This window comes from Serratia sp. CY43202 (genome assembly GCF_052168755.1).
Classification (GTDB): Bacteria; Pseudomonadota; Gammaproteobacteria; order Enterobacterales; family Enterobacteriaceae; genus Serratia; species Serratia bockelmannii.
The window spans coordinates 840,137-855,998 of record NZ_JBJNMB010000002.1; the positions used below are offsets into that span (position 1 = coordinate 840,137).

At 60.4% G+C, this 15,862-nt stretch carries 11 protein-coding genes; 7 read left to right on the top strand and 4 right to left on the bottom strand.

Going from position 1 to position 15,862, the window contains the following annotated elements:
• The 3 genes from ACJ8J5_RS05755 to ACJ8J5_RS05765 all read left to right on the top strand — a co-directional run bounded on the left by ACJ8J5_RS05755 (position 1) and on the right by ACJ8J5_RS05765 (position 5,093).
• Positions 1-3,138: an efflux RND transporter permease subunit gene (locus ACJ8J5_RS05755; RefSeq protein ID WP_197810897.1), complete on the top strand. Its 3,138-nt coding sequence runs from the start codon at positions 1-3 to the stop codon at positions 3,136-3,138.
• Position 3,139: 1 nt separating this feature from the next.
• Positions 3,140-4,582, top strand: coding sequence for an efflux transporter outer membrane subunit (locus tag ACJ8J5_RS05760; RefSeq protein ID WP_414104487.1), 1,443 nt, complete (start codon positions 3,140-3,142; stop codon positions 4,580-4,582).
• Between the two features lie 157 nt (positions 4,583-4,739).
• Positions 4,740-5,093 (top strand): DUF1493 family protein, encoded by a 354-nt coding sequence (locus ACJ8J5_RS05765; RefSeq protein ID WP_060433101.1) that lies wholly within the window; start codon positions 4,740-4,742, stop codon positions 5,091-5,093.
• A 7-nt stretch (positions 5,094-5,100) separates the two neighbouring features.
• Here the strand turns inward: ACJ8J5_RS05765 and ACJ8J5_RS05770 are convergent, their stop codons facing one another.
• The gene (locus tag ACJ8J5_RS05770; RefSeq protein ID WP_043143542.1) at positions 5,101-5,670 is read right to left on the bottom strand and encodes a DJ-1/PfpI family protein; all 570 of its coding nucleotides are present in this window, start codon (positions 5,668-5,670) and stop codon (positions 5,101-5,103) included.
• Between the two features lie 135 nt (positions 5,671-5,805).
• Here ACJ8J5_RS05770 and ACJ8J5_RS05775 point away from each other — a divergent pair, with 135 nt between their 5' ends.
• Positions 5,806-7,344, top strand: a complete 1,539-nt coding sequence (locus ACJ8J5_RS05775) for a long-chain-fatty-acid--CoA ligase (RefSeq protein WP_060433099.1) — start codon at positions 5,806-5,808, stop codon at positions 7,342-7,344.
• A gap of 39 nt (positions 7,345-7,383) precedes the next feature.
• On the opposite strand, the gene ACJ8J5_RS05780 is transcribed toward ACJ8J5_RS05775, so the two are convergent.
• Positions 7,384-8,658, bottom strand: a complete 1,275-nt coding sequence (locus ACJ8J5_RS05780) for a Glu/Leu/Phe/Val family dehydrogenase (protein WP_025302877.1) — start codon at positions 8,656-8,658, stop codon at positions 7,384-7,386.
• A gap of 618 nt (positions 8,659-9,276) precedes the next feature.
• On the opposite strand from ACJ8J5_RS05780, the gene ACJ8J5_RS05785 reads away from it, so the two are divergent.
• Both ACJ8J5_RS05785 and ACJ8J5_RS05790 read left to right on the top strand, forming a co-directional pair.
• Positions 9,277-10,734, top strand: a complete 1,458-nt coding sequence (locus tag ACJ8J5_RS05785) for an amino acid permease (protein ID WP_173888782.1) — start codon at positions 9,277-9,279, stop codon at positions 10,732-10,734.
• A 110-nt stretch (positions 10,735-10,844) separates the two neighbouring features.
• On the top strand, positions 10,845-11,465 hold the full coding sequence (locus tag ACJ8J5_RS05790; RefSeq protein ID WP_016927684.1) for a helix-turn-helix transcriptional regulator: 621 nt from the start codon (positions 10,845-10,847) through the stop codon (positions 11,463-11,465).
• A gap of 67 nt (positions 11,466-11,532) precedes the next feature.
• Here the strand turns inward: ACJ8J5_RS05790 and ACJ8J5_RS05795 are convergent, their stop codons facing one another.
• Positions 11,533-12,447, bottom strand: a complete 915-nt coding sequence (locus tag ACJ8J5_RS05795) for a LysR substrate-binding domain-containing protein (protein WP_060433893.1) — start codon at positions 12,445-12,447, stop codon at positions 11,533-11,535.
• Positions 12,448-12,623: 176 nt separating this feature from the next.
• Between ACJ8J5_RS05795 and ACJ8J5_RS05800 the strand changes: the two genes are divergently transcribed.
• Positions 12,624-13,400, top strand: a complete 777-nt coding sequence (locus tag ACJ8J5_RS05800; RefSeq protein ID WP_060433096.1) for an SDR family NAD(P)-dependent oxidoreductase — start codon at positions 12,624-12,626, stop codon at positions 13,398-13,400.
• Between the two features lie 176 nt (positions 13,401-13,576).
• Here the strand turns inward: ACJ8J5_RS05800 and ACJ8J5_RS05805 are convergent, their stop codons facing one another.
• The gene (locus ACJ8J5_RS05805) at positions 13,577-15,766 is read right to left on the bottom strand and encodes a TonB-dependent siderophore receptor (protein WP_147823811.1); all 2,190 of its coding nucleotides are present in this window, start codon (positions 15,764-15,766) and stop codon (positions 13,577-13,579) included.
• Positions 15,767-15,862: the final 96 nt, after the last annotated feature.

Consider the following 15,862-nt stretch of genomic DNA (forward strand, 5'->3'; position numbering starts at 1 on the left):
ATGGCGCAGTTCTTTATCCGGCGGCCGGTATTCGCCTGGGTGATTGCCATCATCATCATGCTGTGCGGCCTGATGTCGATCAATTCATTGCCCGTCTCGCAGTACCCGGATGTCTCACCGCCGCAGATTTCCATCTCCGCCACTTACCCGGGCGCGGACGCGGAAACGCTGGAAAACAGCGTCACGCAGGTGATTGAGCAGCAGCTCACCGGCCTGGACGGCCTGCTGTATTTCTCTTCGACCAGCAGCTCCAGCGGCTCGGTCAGCATCAACGTCACCTTTGATCAGGGCACCGATCCGGATATCGCTCAGGTGCAGGTGCAAAACAAGGTGCAGCAGGCGGAAAGCCGTTTGCCGAGCGCGGTCACTGCGCAGGGCGTGACGGTCAAGAAATCCCAGAGCAGCTTCCTGCTGATCGTCGGGCTGTATGACGAAAGCGACAAGGCGACAATGGCCGATATCTCCGACTATCTGGTCAGCAACCTGCAGGATCCGCTGTCGCGCATCGAGGGCGTGGGGGACGTGCAGGTGTTCGGCTCGGAATATGCGATGCGTATCTGGCTGGATCCGACCAAGCTGGCGAGCTATGCGCTGATGCCTTCCGACGTGCAGACGGCGATCGAAGCGCAAAACACCCAGGTGTCTGCCGGCAAGGTAGGCGATCTACCGGCCGCGGCCGATCAGCAGCTGACCGCCACGGTAAAGGCGCAGTCGCGGCTGCAAACGCCGGAACAGTTTCGCAATATCATCCTGAAAAGCGACAGCAGCGGCGCGCTGGTGCGGCTGGGTGACGTGGCACGGGTTGAGCTGGGCAACGAAGACTACTCCGCCAGCGCGCACCTCAATGGCCACCCGGCGGCGGGGATTGCGGTCAAGCTGGCGGCGGGCGCCAACGCCCTGAGCACCGCCAAACTGGTTAAGGCCAAGGTGGCGGAATACCAAAGCGCGATGCCGCAGGGCTACAAGGTGGCCTACCCGAAAGACAGCACCGACTTCATCAACATCTCGATCGAGGAGGTGGTGAAAACGCTGTTTGAAGCGGTGGTGTTAGTGGTGGTGGTGATGTTCGTGTTCCTGCAAAACCTGCGCACCACGCTGATCCCGACCATCACCGTGCCGGTGGTGTTGCTGGGCACCTTCGGCGTGCTGGCGGCGTTCGGCTATTCGATCAATACCCTGACGCTGTTCGGCATGGTGCTTGCGATCGGGCTGTTGGTGGACGACGCCATCGTGGTGGTGGAAAACGTCGAACGCGTGATGCGTGAAGATAAACTGCCGCCGCGCGAGGCGACGGAGAAATCGATGCGCGAGATCACCGGCGCGCTGGTCGGCATCGCGCTGGTGCTGTCGGCGGTGTTTCTGCCGATGGCGTTCTTCGGTGGTTCCACCGGGGTGATCTACCGTCAGTTTTCAATCACCGTCGTTTCCTCAATGGTGCTGTCGGTGGTGCTGGCGTTGACGCTGGCGCCGGCGCTGTGCGCCACATTGCTGAAATCGACGCATGAAGAACAGACCGACAAAGGGCTGCTGGGTAGATTCAACCGCGGTTATAACCGGCTGCAGGAGAAGTACGCCGACAAGGTCGGCGCAGTGATCCACCGGCCAACGCGCTATCTGCTGCTGTACGGACTGCTGCTGATCGCCGCGGCCGTGATGTATCTGCGTTTGCCGACCGGTTTCCTGCCCAATGAGGATCAGGGTTCGGTGATGGTGCAGTACACCTTGCCGGCCGGCGCCACCAACGCGCGCACCTCGGCGGTGAGCGAGGCGGTGACCGCCTATTTCCTCGATCAGGAAAAGGCCAACGTCAGCACCATTTTCACCATCAACGGTTTCGGTTTCAGCGGCAGCGGGCAAAACGCCGGCATGGCGTTCGTCAGCCTCAAAGACTGGAGCCAGCGCAGCGGCAGCGAGAACACCGCCGACGCCATCGCCAAACGCGCCATGGCGCACTTCGCTTCGCTGCGCGACGCCCAGGTGTTCTCCATGAGCCCACCGGCGATCGACGGTTTCGGTCAGTCCGACGGCTTCACCTTCGAACTGCAGGCCAAAGGGGCGACCACCCGCGCCGAGCTGCAGGCGATGCGCGACCAGATCGTCGCCGCCGCCGGCAACAATCCGGCATTGCTGGCAGTGCGCGCCAACACCTTGCCGGACACCCCGCAGCTGCAGGTGGAGATCGACAACGGCAAGCTGCAGGCGCTCGGCCTGAGCGCCGGTGACGTCAACAGCACCCTCAGCAGCGCGTTCGGCAGCACCTACATCAACGACTTTATCGACCGCAACCGGGTGAAAAAAGTCTATATGCAGGGCGACGTGCAGTACCGCGCCAAGCCGGAAGACCTCGACCGCTGGTTTGTGCGCGGCACCAATGCGTCGGGCGCCAGCAGCATGACGCCGTTCTCCGCCTTTGCGTCTTCGCACTGGATCTACGGGCCGGAGAACCTGTCGCGCTATAACGGGCTGTCGTCGTTCGAGATCACCGGGCAGGGCGCCGCCGGCGTCAGCTCCGGTACGGCGATGAGCGAGATGGAGAAACTGGCGGCGAAATACTCCGCCGGCAGCAGCTATTCCTGGAGCGGGCTCTCCTATCAGGAACGGCTGACCAGCGGCCAGGCGTCGTCGCTGTATGCCATTTCGCTCATCGTGGTGTTCCTGTGCCTGGCGGCGCTGTATGAGAGCTGGTCGATTCCATTCGCGGTGATGTTGGTGGTGCCGATGGGTGTGGTGGGCTCGCTGCTGGCGATCACGCTGCGCGGGCTGGAAAACGACATCTACTTCCAAGTGGCGCTGCTCACCATCATCGGCCTGTCGGCGAAGAACGCCATTTTGATCGTCGAGTTCGCCGAGGAGATGCACCTGCGGGGCGAAACGCTGATTGGCGCGGCGGTCCACGCGGCACGCATGCGCCTGCGGCCGATCCTGATGACCTCGCTGGCGTTCACCGCCGGGGTGCTGCCGCTGGCGGTATCCAGCGGCGCTGGCGCCAACAGCCGAATCGCCATCGGCACCGGCATTATCGGCGGTACGATCACCGCCACCGCATTGGCCATCTTTTTCGTACCGCTGTTTTATGTGTTGGTGCGCCGCATGTTTACCCGCCGGCCCACCAACTCGCCGTCTCAGGCAGGAGAATAACGTGTTGCAACGAGTCATGATGTTAACTTTACCGCTGCTGCTGAGCGGGTGTCTGTCGCTGGATCCACACTACCAGCGCCCAGCGGCGCCGGTGCCCGCCAACCTGCCGCAGGGCGAGGCCGCCGGCAAGCAGGCGTTGAGCTACCCGGACGTCGCCTGGCGCGACTATGTGCAGGACGCCAGGCTGCGGCAGGTGGTGGCGCTGGGGCTGGACAGCAGCCGCGATCTGCGCGAGGCGATCGCCAATATCGCCTCGGCGCGCGCCCTGTACGGTGAGCAGCGCTCGGCGCTGTTCCCGACGATCAACGCCACCGCCGACGGCAGCCGCGGGCGTTCGCTGACCGGTAGCGGCAATGCCACCGCCATCAGTCAGAGTTATGAAGCGCAGGCCGGCGTCAGCGCGTTCGAGCTGGATCTGTTCGGCAAAAACGCCAGCCTGTCGCGCGCGGCGTTCGAAACCTATCTGGCCAATTCGGAGGCGGCGAAAAGTACTCGCCTGACGCTGATCGCCGATATCGTCACCGACTGGGTGGCGGTGGCGGCCGAGCGCAGCAATCTGGCGGTGGCGCAGCAGACGATGGAAAGCGCCAAACGTTCGCTGGACGTGACGCGTAAGAACCAGCAGCACGGCATTGCGTCGCTGGTTGACGTGGCGTCGGCGGAGACCGTTTATCAACAGGCGCGATCGGACGCCGCCAGCTATGCGACCAGCGCCGCGCAGGCGAAAAACGCGCTGGATTTGGCGGTGGGGCAAAGCGTGCCGGAAAATCTGCTGCCGAGCGGTATCGATGGGCTCGGCGAAATCATGCGCAATCTGCCGGCTGGGGTGTCTTCGCAGGTGCTGCTGACGCGGCCGGACGTGCTGCAGGCTGAGCATAACCTGAAATCCGCCAACGCCAACATCGGCTCGGCGCGGGCGGCGTTTTTCCCGTCGATCAGCCTGACCGCCAGCGGCGGCGTGGGCAGCGGTGAACTCTCCTCGTTGTTCAGCCACGGCGCCGGCGTCTGGTCGTTCGCACCGAGCATCAGCCTGCCAATCTTCAGCGGCGGCTATAACACGGCTCAGCTCAACTACACCCAGGCGCAGAAAGACCTGTATGTCGCCACCTATGAGAAAGCGGTGCAGACGGCATTTCAGGAAACCGCCGACGCGCTGGCGCGCAAAGCCACGCTGCAGGAACAGCTGGCGGCGCAAACCGGCTATGTGGCGGCGGCACAGCAATATTATCGCCTGGCCGAGCTGCGTTACCGCCAGGGCGTGGACAGTTATCTGACCTTGCTGGACGCGCAGCGCACGCTGTACACGGCGCAGCAGTCGCTGATCGCCGCGCAGCAGACCGCGTACGACAATCAGGCCACCCTGTATAAAGTGTTGGGCGGCGGCATTGCCGCCGAGCGGCAGGGGGACGGCGTCATCGCCGATAAGGCGACGCTCAGCCGCTAACCCTGGACCGCGCGCGCCAGGTGTTTGGCTGCGCGCGGTTTTTTTATGGAAAGTGTAAAGAAACAGAAAACCCGGCCGGCGGGCAGAACTCGCTGCGGTGAGCAGAGTCAGACAGAGAACCGCATTCATCTTTTATTCATATCGGCTCGAGGTCGTCATGGCAGAAGATATTCAGCAACAGGTCATCGCGCTTATCGCCGCATTCAACACGCCAGGGCGGTTGAAGAAGGGCGTGGCCATCACCCCGGAAACCGAGATCAACACCGCGCTTCACCTGTCGTTCAGCGATTCCAATACGCTGATGCGCCGCTACTTCGATACCTTCGGCGTCGACAGCGGCAACTATAACCACGAGCTGTATTTCCAGCCGCCGGCCAACACCGGGCGCTGGTTTTCTCCCTCCGCCTGCAAAGAGCACCCCCGGCCGCTGTGCGTGTCGATGCTGGTGCGCTCCGCGCGCGCCAAACGCTGGCTGTACGACATCCACTTCCTGATCGAGCAGCTCCGCTAGCGCCGCATTACTGCTCCAATACCTCGGCGAACTTCGCCAGCCACTGCGGGTGCGCCGGCCAGGCCGGGGCGGTGACCAGATTGCCGTCGACGTGCGCCTGATCGATGCCGATCTCCGCATAATGGCCGCCGCCGAGCCGCACCTCCGGCGCGCAGGCCGGGTAGGCGCTGCAGGTGCGGCCTTTCAATACTCCGGCCGCTGCCAGCAGCTGCGGGCCGTGGCAAACGGCGGCGATCGGTTTTTTCGCGGCGTCAAACGCCTGCACCAGCGCGATCACCTCGGGGTTCAGACGCAGGTATTCGGGCGCCCGACCGCCGGGGATCAACAGCGCGTCATAGTGTTCTTCTTTGGCGGCGGCAAAGTCGGCGTTCAGGGTGAAACGATGACCGGGTTTCTCGCTGTAGGTCTGTGCGCCGTCAAAGTCGTGGATCGCGGTCTGGATGTAGTCGCCGACAGCTTTGCCGGGGCACACGGCGTCCACCCAATGGCCGATCATCTGCAATGCCTGAAACGGCACCATAGTTTCGTAATCTTCGGCGTAGTCGCCGACCAGCATCAGGATTTTTTTCTTGCTCATGATCACAACTCCTGCAGGAGGGGGAATGCCTAAGGTATAGCCCAGCCCCCCTGGGAATGCGAACCGCAAAGCGCCTATCTATACTCGTGATACTGCGGCGCTTTTCTCGCCGCTCATTCCCAGGGAGGATCCCCGATGCTGAATCTGGCTACCTTGCTTGAAGAGAGTGCGCGCACCTGGCCGGAACGGCCGGCGGTGATACAGGACGATATCCCACTCAGCTATCGGGCGCTGAACGAAATGGCCAACCGGGTGGCGAATTTGCTGGTCGCGCGCGGCGTGCAGCCCGGCGAACGGGTGGCGCTGGCCTGCCCAAATCGACCGGAGTTTCCGGCTATCTATTACGGCATTCTCAAAAGCGGCGCGGTGGTGGTGCCGCTCAATATTCTGCTTAAAAGCGCAGAGTTCGACTACTACCTGGCGGATTCAGCGGCGGTGGCGCTGTTCTGTTTCGAGGGCAGCAGCGGCTTGCCATTGGGGGAAGAGGCGCTGCGGGCGGCGGCGAAGGCGGAGCAATGCCGCGAGGTGTTTATCATCGGCGATCGGCTACCGCTTGAGGGGGAACGTTTCAGCGCGGCGATAGCCGAGCAGGCTACCGAATTCGCTTCGGCCGCGACGCTCGAAAACGACACGGCGGTGGTGCTCTACACCAGCGGCACCACCGGCCGGGCCAAAGGCGCGGAATTGACCCACGCCAACCTGGTGCTCAACGCGCTGGGATCGGTACGGCTGTTCGACGGCTCAGAGACGGAGCCCGATCGCCATTTGGTGACCCTGCCGCTGTTCCATACGTTCGGCTCGACGGTGCAGATGAATGCCGGGTTTTCCGCCGCCGCTACCCTGGTGCTGGTCGAGCGCTTCGACGCCGCACAGGCCATCGCGCTGATGCAGCGGCACGGCATCACCTTCTTCGCCGGGGTGCCGACCATGTATTGGGCGCTGTTGAATGCGCTGGATGAGCACACGGATATCGAGCGCTTGCGCAGCACGCTGCGTATGGCGGTCTCCGGCGGCGCCAGTTTGCCGGTGCAGATCCTGGAGGATTTTTCGCGCCGCTTCGGCGTCAACATTCTCGAAGGATATGGGCTGTCGGAGACCAGCCCGGTCGCCACCTTTAACCATCCGCACCGCGTGACCAAACCTGGTTCCATCGGCCAACCGATCTGGGGCGTGGAGGTGCGCTTGCTCGACGTCACCGGGCAGCCGATCGACGGAGTCGATCAGGTGGGGGAGATCGCGGTACGCGGTTACAACATCATGAAAGGCTATCTGAACCGCCCCGAGGCGACGGCGGACGTGCTGGAAAACGGCTGGTTTCGCACCGGGGACCTGGCGCGCCGCGACGCCGACGGCTTCTATTTCATCGTCGATCGGGCCAAGGATATGATCATCCGCGGCGGGTTCAACGTCTATCCGCGCGAGATTGAAGAGGCGCTGATTCGCCATCCGGCGGTGTCGTTGGTGGCGGTGATCGGCGTCGAGCATCCGTCGCTGGGCGAAGAGATCAAAGCGGTGGTGGTATTGAAAGAAACGGAGGAGCCCATCGAGGAGGAAACGCTGATCGCCTGGAGCCGGGAGCGGCTGGCGGCGTTCAAATATCCGCGTATCGTCGAGTTTGTCGAACGCTTGCCGATGACCAGCACCGGTAAGGTGTTGAAACGCTGTTTGCGCTGAGGAGAATCCGGCCTGCCGGGGCAGGCCGGGATACGGGCATCAACCTGGGTAGATGCCGCGCTCTTTACGTGCGGTCAGGATGCGCTCACAAGCCACGATGTAAGCCGCGGTGCGCAGGCTGCACTCTTTCTCTGCGGCCTTGTTCCAGACGTGGACCATCGCGTCGGTCATGATCTTGTCCATACGCTCGTTGATCTCGGACTCGCTCCAGAAGTAGCTCGCCATGTCCTGAACCCACTCGAAGTAACTGACCGTTACGCCGCCGGCGTTACAGATAACGTCCGGAACCACGGTGATGTTACGGGAGCGCAGAATGTCGTCCGCTTCTGGGAAGGTTGGGCCGTTAGCCCCTTCCAGCACCAGCTTGGCGCTGAGGATTTCGGCGCGTTGACGGGTGATCTGGCCTTCCAGCGCCGCTGGGATCAGAATGTCCATGTCAACTGACCAGAACGCTTCGCTCTCGATCTCGCTGGCACCCGGGAAGCCGGCGATCTGCTTGTGCTTGGCCTGGTATTCGGTCAGCGCCACCAGGTCAATGCCGTCGGCGTTGAACAGGGTAGCGGAGTGGTCCTGGATGGTGACGACGCGCGCGCCGACGCCGACGAACAGACGGGCCGCTTCGCTACCCACGTTACCGAAGCCTTGTACCGCCACTTTGGCGCCTTCGATCTGCACGCCCAGACGCTTGGCCACTTCGCTGCCGGTCACGAACACGCCGCGGCCGGTCGCTTTCTCACGGCCCAGGGAGCCGCCGAGGTGGATGGGTTTGCCGGTGACCACGCCGGTGATGGTGGTGCCGTGGTTCATGGAGTAGGTGTCCATCATCCAGGCCATCACTTTGGCGTTGGTGCCGACGTCCGGCGCAGGGATGTCTTTCTGTGGCCCGATGATGAAGCCGATTTCGCTGGTGTAGCGGCGGGTCAGTCGCTCCAGTTCACCTTCAGACAGTTTGAACGGATCGACGCGGATGCCGCCCTTGGCGCCGCCGTACGGCAGGTTGACCGCGGCACACTTGATGGTCATCCAGGCGGACAGGGCCATCACTTCGTTCAGATCGACGTCAGGGTGGAAGCGGATACCGCCTTTGCCCGGCCCACGCGACAGGTTGTGCTGTACGCGGAAACCTTCGAAGTGACGGATGGTGCCATCGTCCATCTGCAGCGGGATATCAACAATCAAAGCGCGTTTAGGGTGACGCAGCGTATCAACCCAGCGTGAGAGGTCGCCGAGGTAAGGGGCGACGCGATCGATTTGTTGCAGATATGTAGCCCAAGCGGTGGTGCTGCTGTCTGAAGCGTAGGATAGCTTTTCCATAACCAACCTTTATATTTTAGAGGTATTTATTTCGTTTAACCGTGGATTAGCAAGCGCATAACACTTTGCGACGCTAAATTTACCACTAATTATGCCGGTTGTTAGCCCCCCTCTCATCGGGCCAGCGGACGGTTTTTCGCCGCCTGCAGGGCGGCAAATGAATAGTTAATTACTTTTTGTCGACGGTGAGCGAGCTCATGCATATTTTATGCATATAAAGCGCATAAAAACCCTTTTTATCTATTTTTCAGAAGCTTGAATGTGATCAAAAAGTTTCATTTTATTTAACTGCCATGTTGACAATGGCATTTCCCCTCGCCAGAGTTAAATTAATGTTAAAACGACTCCGGCGTCGTTTTTTTGTTGCACAAGGGAAAGTATAACCATTTGATATTGTAGTGTTTACCCACCACGCTCAGGCTATGTTCGCCAAACGTGGGCGATACGACGGCTCACGAGAGCATTTTCTCGGTACCCATTATTATTACCTCCCTGTCACAACGGGGCGGGCAGCGTTCGGTCTCACTTTTTTGCCGGTTAGAACGCCCACGGGCGTTTCATTCCTGCTGCAGCCGCATATCGGTTGCTTAATCGCCTTAATGACGGACAGGTAACACCATGACAAAAAATCACTGCGATCGGCTGAACCCAGGTTCAGCCGAGGGGCTAAACTGTGCCCAAACCTTGCAGCGCGGGCTGAGCGCGCGCCACATTCAACTGATTTCGATCGGCGGCGCCATCGGCACCGGGCTGTTTATGGGCGCCGGGAAAACCCTCGCGCTGTCGGGCACCTCCATCGTACTGACTTACGCCATCGTCGGCTTTTTCATGTTCATGGTCATGAGGGCGATGGGGGAGCTGCTGCTCACGCGGCTCGATTACCGTTCGTTCGCCGATTTCGTCTCCGAATACCTGGGGCCGCGCGCCAGCTTTTTTCTCGGCTGGTCCTACTGGCTGAGCTGGGTCGTGACCTGCATTGCCGACGTGGTGGTGTGCGGCGGCTACGTGCAGTATTGGCTGCCTAACGTCTCGCCCTGGTTGCCGGCGCTGCTGACGCTGGGGTTTCTGTGTCTGTTCAACATGCTGTCGGTCAAGATGTTCGGCGAAGCCGAATTCTGGTTTGCGATGATCAAGGTGGTGGCGATCGTCGCGTTGATCGCCACCGGCGCCTGGATGGTGTTCAGCGGATGGACCTCGCCGGACGGCGTGACCGCTTCGCTGCATAACGTCACCGATCCCGCCATTTTCATGCCGCACGGCATCTTCGGCTTTTTCGCCGGGTTCCAGATCGCCATTTTCTCCTGTACCGGCATCGAGCTGCTGGGCACGATGTCGGCGGAGACCAAAAACCCGCAGAAGGTGTTGCCGAAGGCGATCAACGCGATCCCGGCGCGCATCATCGTCTTTTACGTGTGCTCGATGCTGACCATTATCGCCGTCACCTCGTGGAGCCACATCTCGCCGGACAGCAGCCCGTTCGTGATGCTGTTCGATCGGGCGGGGCTGCCGGCTGCCGCCGCGGTGATCAACTTCGTGGTGCTGACTTCGGCGATGTCCTCGGCCAACAGCGGGGTGTATTCCAGCACCCGCATGCTGTACAGCCTGTCGATGGAAAAGCACGCCCACGGTCAGTTCCGCATTCTGTCTCGCACCACGGCCATTCCGATCCGCAGCCTGCTGTTTTCCTGCTTCTGCATGGTGGCCGGCACCTTGCTGCTGATACTGGTGCCGAACGTCATGACGCTGTTCACCATCGTCTCTACCGTGGCGGCGATCCTGGTGGTTTACAGCTGGGGCATGATTTTGGTCGCCTACCTGGTGTATCGCCAGAAGCGACCGGATCTGCACGCCGATTCCAATTTCAAAATGCCGGGCGGGGTCGCGATGGCCTGGCTGACGCTGGCATTTTTCGCCTTTACGCTGGTACTGATGGTGTTCGATAGCGATACGCTGATCGCGCTGTGCAGCATGCCGCTGTGGTTTACCACGCTCGGGCTGATCTGGCGCTATCGGGTCCGTGACAGCGTGGCGCGCGAGAGCTACGTGTTTTATCGGCGTGGCGCCGAGGCGGAATAACCGGCGAAGGATACGCCGCTTGCCGCCGCTCCACTCGGCAAGCGGCGGCAACTGCGGTATGCTAAGCGGCTGAACAGCAAACCAAACCGGGCCATACGGAGACCCCCAGCGTGCCGAACTCTTCTTCTCAACTCGAACTTTTGCGCTCGGTCGCTGACGGCATCGCGGCGCTGTTTTTCCCGAATGCGGAAGTGGTGATCCACGATCTGGCCACCAACAAGATTGCCTATCTGGCGAACAACCTGTCGAAGCGTAAACCGGGCGACGACGCCGGGCTGGAAGACTTCGAGCTCGATGGCGGCGCCGGCGTGACCGGCCCCTATGAGAAGCTGAACTGGGACGGCAAAAAGATGCGTTCGGTGAGCATTGCCGCACGCGACGAACAGGGCAAGCCCAGCTATCTGCTGTGCATCAACCTGAGCACCGCGATGTTCGAGGACGCCCGCAACGCGCTGGACATGTTCCTGTCGGTCACGCGATTGCAACCTCAGCCACAAGAGCTGTTCAAAGACGACTGGCAGGAGAAGATCAACACTTTCCTGCACGATTGGCTGCGGCGCGAAAACGCCGCGCTCGGCGCGCTGAGCCGCGAACAAAAACGGCGACTGGTCAGCGATCTCTACCATCAGGGCGCGTTCAAGGCCAAAAGCGCCGCGGACTACATCGCCAACGTGCTGTCGATGGGGCGCGCCACGGTGTACAAGCACTTGCGGGAATTGAAGCAGGAGTAAAGGCGGCGGGAAAGGGCACGACGCCCCAGGGCGAATGCCGAGGTAGCGCAATAGCTGCGATGATCGTTTATGAACGGTCTGAGACGACGTCCTGAAGAAGCCAGTCGTGGAAAATTTTCACTTCATCACGCATGACATGTTGCTGCGGGGTGACCAGATAGTAGGACCATCTAAGTGGCCAGCGATGGTCGGGATGGAGATGAACCAACTGCCCGGTCTCGATAAGCTGCTTTACCAGAGCGTTTCGAACGATGGCCACGCCCCTGCCGCTCAGCGCCGACAGGATCACTGCTGAAGTAGAATTGATATGCAGCCCGCTTTCCCGCGTTTCGGGCGCACCGACCGCTCTCAGTGCATCACCCCATGATGGAAAATCGGCACCAGGATGCGGCGTGTCATCGTGAATGAGTTTTTGCGTGGCGAGCCATTCACTGCAGGCCATTTTCTCGGGGGGAGCCAGGCGTGGACTGCAGACCAGCACGGCTTCCTCATCCATTAGCCAGGTTTTACTCACGCCGGGCCACTCTCCCTGTCCACAGCGAATGCCGATATCTGCCTCGCCATACGACACGTCCATCAGCTTTTCCGTGACGTTAAGCCGCAGATCGATATTCTCATGCGTTTCCGCAAACCGGTTCAGGCGGTCCATCAGCCAGTTCATCATCAGTACCTGGGACGCCGTCACCACGACCACCGAGCGTGACCGGCGACCACGAAGCTTACTTAAACCGGTTTCCAGTTTATCGAGACCTTGAGTGATATCTTGTAGGGCCTCCTGCGCTTCGTCTACCAGCGTCAGTCGCTCCTTGCCGGAGCGGGTGCGGTGAAGAAGCGGGTGTCCGACCCAGTCTTCCAGCGAACGGACCAACTGACCTACGGCGGCGGGTGTGACACCCAGCTCCTGTGCCGCGCCGGTAAAACTGCCATGCCTGGCGGTGGCTTCAAAAGCGTGCAGCCATTTAAGTCGGTTTAACGATCGCATTGTGATCATCCTGATTCATTCTTTTCCTCAGTATACGCCGGCGAGAAAGATTTTCTTTCCTGTGTCGCAATTTCTTCTCAGTCGTCAATCGGTTTTCAGGGTGGCAATCTGGTTTCACACGATGAGAAGCCAGGCTTCTTATTAATGACAACCAGATGAATGTAAAGAGGTTAGCGATGAATACATCTTTTGCTGGCAAAAAACTGTTAGTGGTCGGCGGTACAAGCGGTATGGGCTTCGAAACGGCGAAGCGGGTCCTGAAAAGCGGCGGCAGCGTGGTGCTTGTTGGCCATCGTCAGGACAAAGCCGAGCAGGCCCGTCAGGCGCTGGCTGCAGACGGCCAGGTTTCCGTCATCGTTGCAGACCTGATGAAAGAAGAAGGTCTGCAGCATGTAGTGAACATCATTAACAGCGAACACAAAGATATCAGCCTGCTGGTCAATGCGGCTGGCGTGTTCTTCCCGAAACCGTTTATAGAACACGAAGCGTCAGACTATGACATGTACATGAGCATTAACCGCGCCACGTTTTTTATCACCCGCGACGTAGTGCGCAATATGGTCGAGGCCGATATCAAAGGCGCTATCGTCAATATTGGCTCTATGTGGGCACGACAGGCCATCGGTGCCACACCGTCTTCAGCCTACTCAATGGCCAAAGCCGGTCTGCACGCGCTGACCAAAAACCTGGCTATTGAACTGGGTGAAAAAGGGATCCGTGTGAATGCGGTTTCTCCAGCTGTCGTTCACACGCCGATTTATGAGGGCTTCATTCCGAAAGACGACGTCAAGGATGTGATGAACAGCTTCGACAGCTTTCATCCGATCGGACGCGTGGGTTCACCGGTCGACATCGCGGAAACCATCACTTTCCTGCTTTCTGACAAGACTGGCTGGGTGACCGGCGCTATCTGGGATATCGATGGCGGCGTGATGGCGGGGCGTAACGCCTGATGACCATGCCGCACGAGTTAACCCGCGTGCGGCATGGGGATTGGACAAAGGCGTGGGTTGCAAGGGGCAGCATCTTACGGCCCCTTGCTCATTTTCATTTATCGCCCGAAGACGTCATCAATACCTTCAGAAAAACGCTAACTGACAAACATTACGATGTTGGCCACCCCTTTTTGTTACCAGCGGTAGTTGACCGAAGCGATGATGCTGCGGCCGCTGCCGTAGAAGCAGGCGTACTCGCCGCTGCAGGATGAGACGTATTTCTTGTCCGTCAGGTTCTGCACGTTGAGCTGGAGCGCCGCACCGCGCAGCGCCGACGAAGCCTGGCCGAGGTCATATTTCACCATGGCATCGTACAGCGTGTAGTGCGGCACGTCGTACTGGCCGGTGGCGTCGGCTGGCGCATCGCCGATGTAACGCACGCCGCTGCCGACGGTCAGGCCGTTCAGCGCACCGCTCAGGACGCTGTAGCTGCCCCAGGCGGAGGCCGCGTGGCGCGGGATGCCCGCCGGGCTGTGGCCAATTTCATCCGCCGAGTTGGAGTCTTTGGTCACTACGTCGGTGTAGGTATAAGCGGCGGTCAGCGTGATCTCCGGCGTAGGCTGAGCGTGCACTTCCGCCTCAATCCCTTTGGATTTCACCTCACCGATCTGCTCGTAGGCGGAGGTGAGACGGTTGTAAGACGCCACATTGCGCTGGGTAATGTCGAACCAGGAGAGGGTCAGCAGGGTGTTGCCGCCCGGGATCTGGTACTTCACGCCCACCTCGGTTTGTTTGCCGGTGGTCGGCTTGAGCGGATCGGCGCCCGCGGCACTTGGGTACAGGTTAGGATCGAACGAGGTACTGTAGCTGACATACGGTGAAATGCCGTTGTCGAAGGCGTAGAGCAGGCCCGCGCGGCCGGTGAACTGGGCATCGTTATAGGTCTGCTCTTTGCCGCCGCTGGTGCGATCGCGGGTGTTGACCTGCGACCAGTCCTGACGGCCGGACAGCAGCAGGTTCCAGTTATTCCACTCCAGCTGGTCCTGCAGATACACCCCGACCTGATTCAGCGTCTTCAAATCGCTGGAAGCCAGCGCCAACGTGCTGCCATCGATGCTGGGGCGAACCGGATTGGCCCAGTCGATCGGGTAATCGTTACCGCGATCGCGATACATCTTCGAATCGATATGGCTGTAGCGGTAATCCAACCCGCCCAGCACCGTGTGCTTCACCTCGCCGGTGTCGAACAAACCCTTCAGCTGGTTATCCACGCCAAACTCGTTGGTCATCTGCGTTTCATGCTGTGCCATGCGGGTGACGGTGTGGTCGTTGACCGTCGAGTTTACGTTATAAACCAGATATTTATAGTCTTCATCACGGTGGGTGAAGCGCAGGTTCTGGGTAAACGACAGCGCATCGCTGAAGTTATGCTCGAGGCTGTAGCCGATCGACGCCTGTTCGCGCCGCGACTTGTTGAAGCTGGGCTCGCTGATGTTGAAGTCATAGGGTACATAGCCCGCGCTGGTCGGGAACAGCGTGCCGGCGCGCGGCAGGAAGTTGCGCGATCCGGCTTTCGGATCGTTCTGGTAGCTGGTCAACAGCGTAAAGCTGGTGTCTTCGTTCGGTAGCCAGGTGAAGGCCGGGGCGATGGCCACCCGTTGCTGCTTGCTGTCTTTGACAAACTCATGTTCGGTTCTGGCGATACCGTTCAGGCGGTAGAACAGGGTGTTGTCGTCGTTAAGCTTGCCGCCAAAATCAAACGCCGTTTCCGCCAGATGGCGGTTGCCGGTGCTGAATTTGACTTCGTGAATGCTCTGGGCGGTAGGGCGCTTGCTGGTCATCACCACCACGCCGCCGGGGCTGACCTGGCCGTACAGCACGCCGGCCGGGCCGTGCACCATCTCCACGCGCTCCAACAGCCAGGGATCGATCTGCCCGGCGCCGCCATTTTGGCTCGAGAGGCCAAAGTGCAGGCCGTCGAGCAGCTTGGGCGCATAACGGAAGCCGCGGCTGATCACTTCGTCATTGCGGTTGGAGTTGCCGCGGTAGGTGGTGATCACCCCGCTGGTGTAGTTCAATGCGTCGGCGACCGACGCCGGCTCCTGGTCGTTCATCTGCTCGCGCGTGACCACCGAGATGGCCTGCGGCGTCTTACGCAGAGCGGTGGCGGTCTTGGTGCCAGCGGCGCTCTCTTTAGCGACGATCCCTTTGGCCGGTGCGGTCACGCTGTTTTGTGCGTCGGCGGTCACCAGAATCGTCTCGTCCGCTGCGGCGGACGCGTGTGGCGCGAAGGGCAGTAAGGCCAGCGCCGATCCCAGCAACAGACGCTTGGCGGACATCGCCTCCGCACTTCCGTTTGCTATCCCTTTGTTTTTAATCTTCATTATCTCTCCTGAATACCTGCTTTTGTGTGTCATGCCACCCTGATAAACCCCGAAATGCCGGCAAGCGGTCTTCACCCGTCGACGCGGAGACGTCGT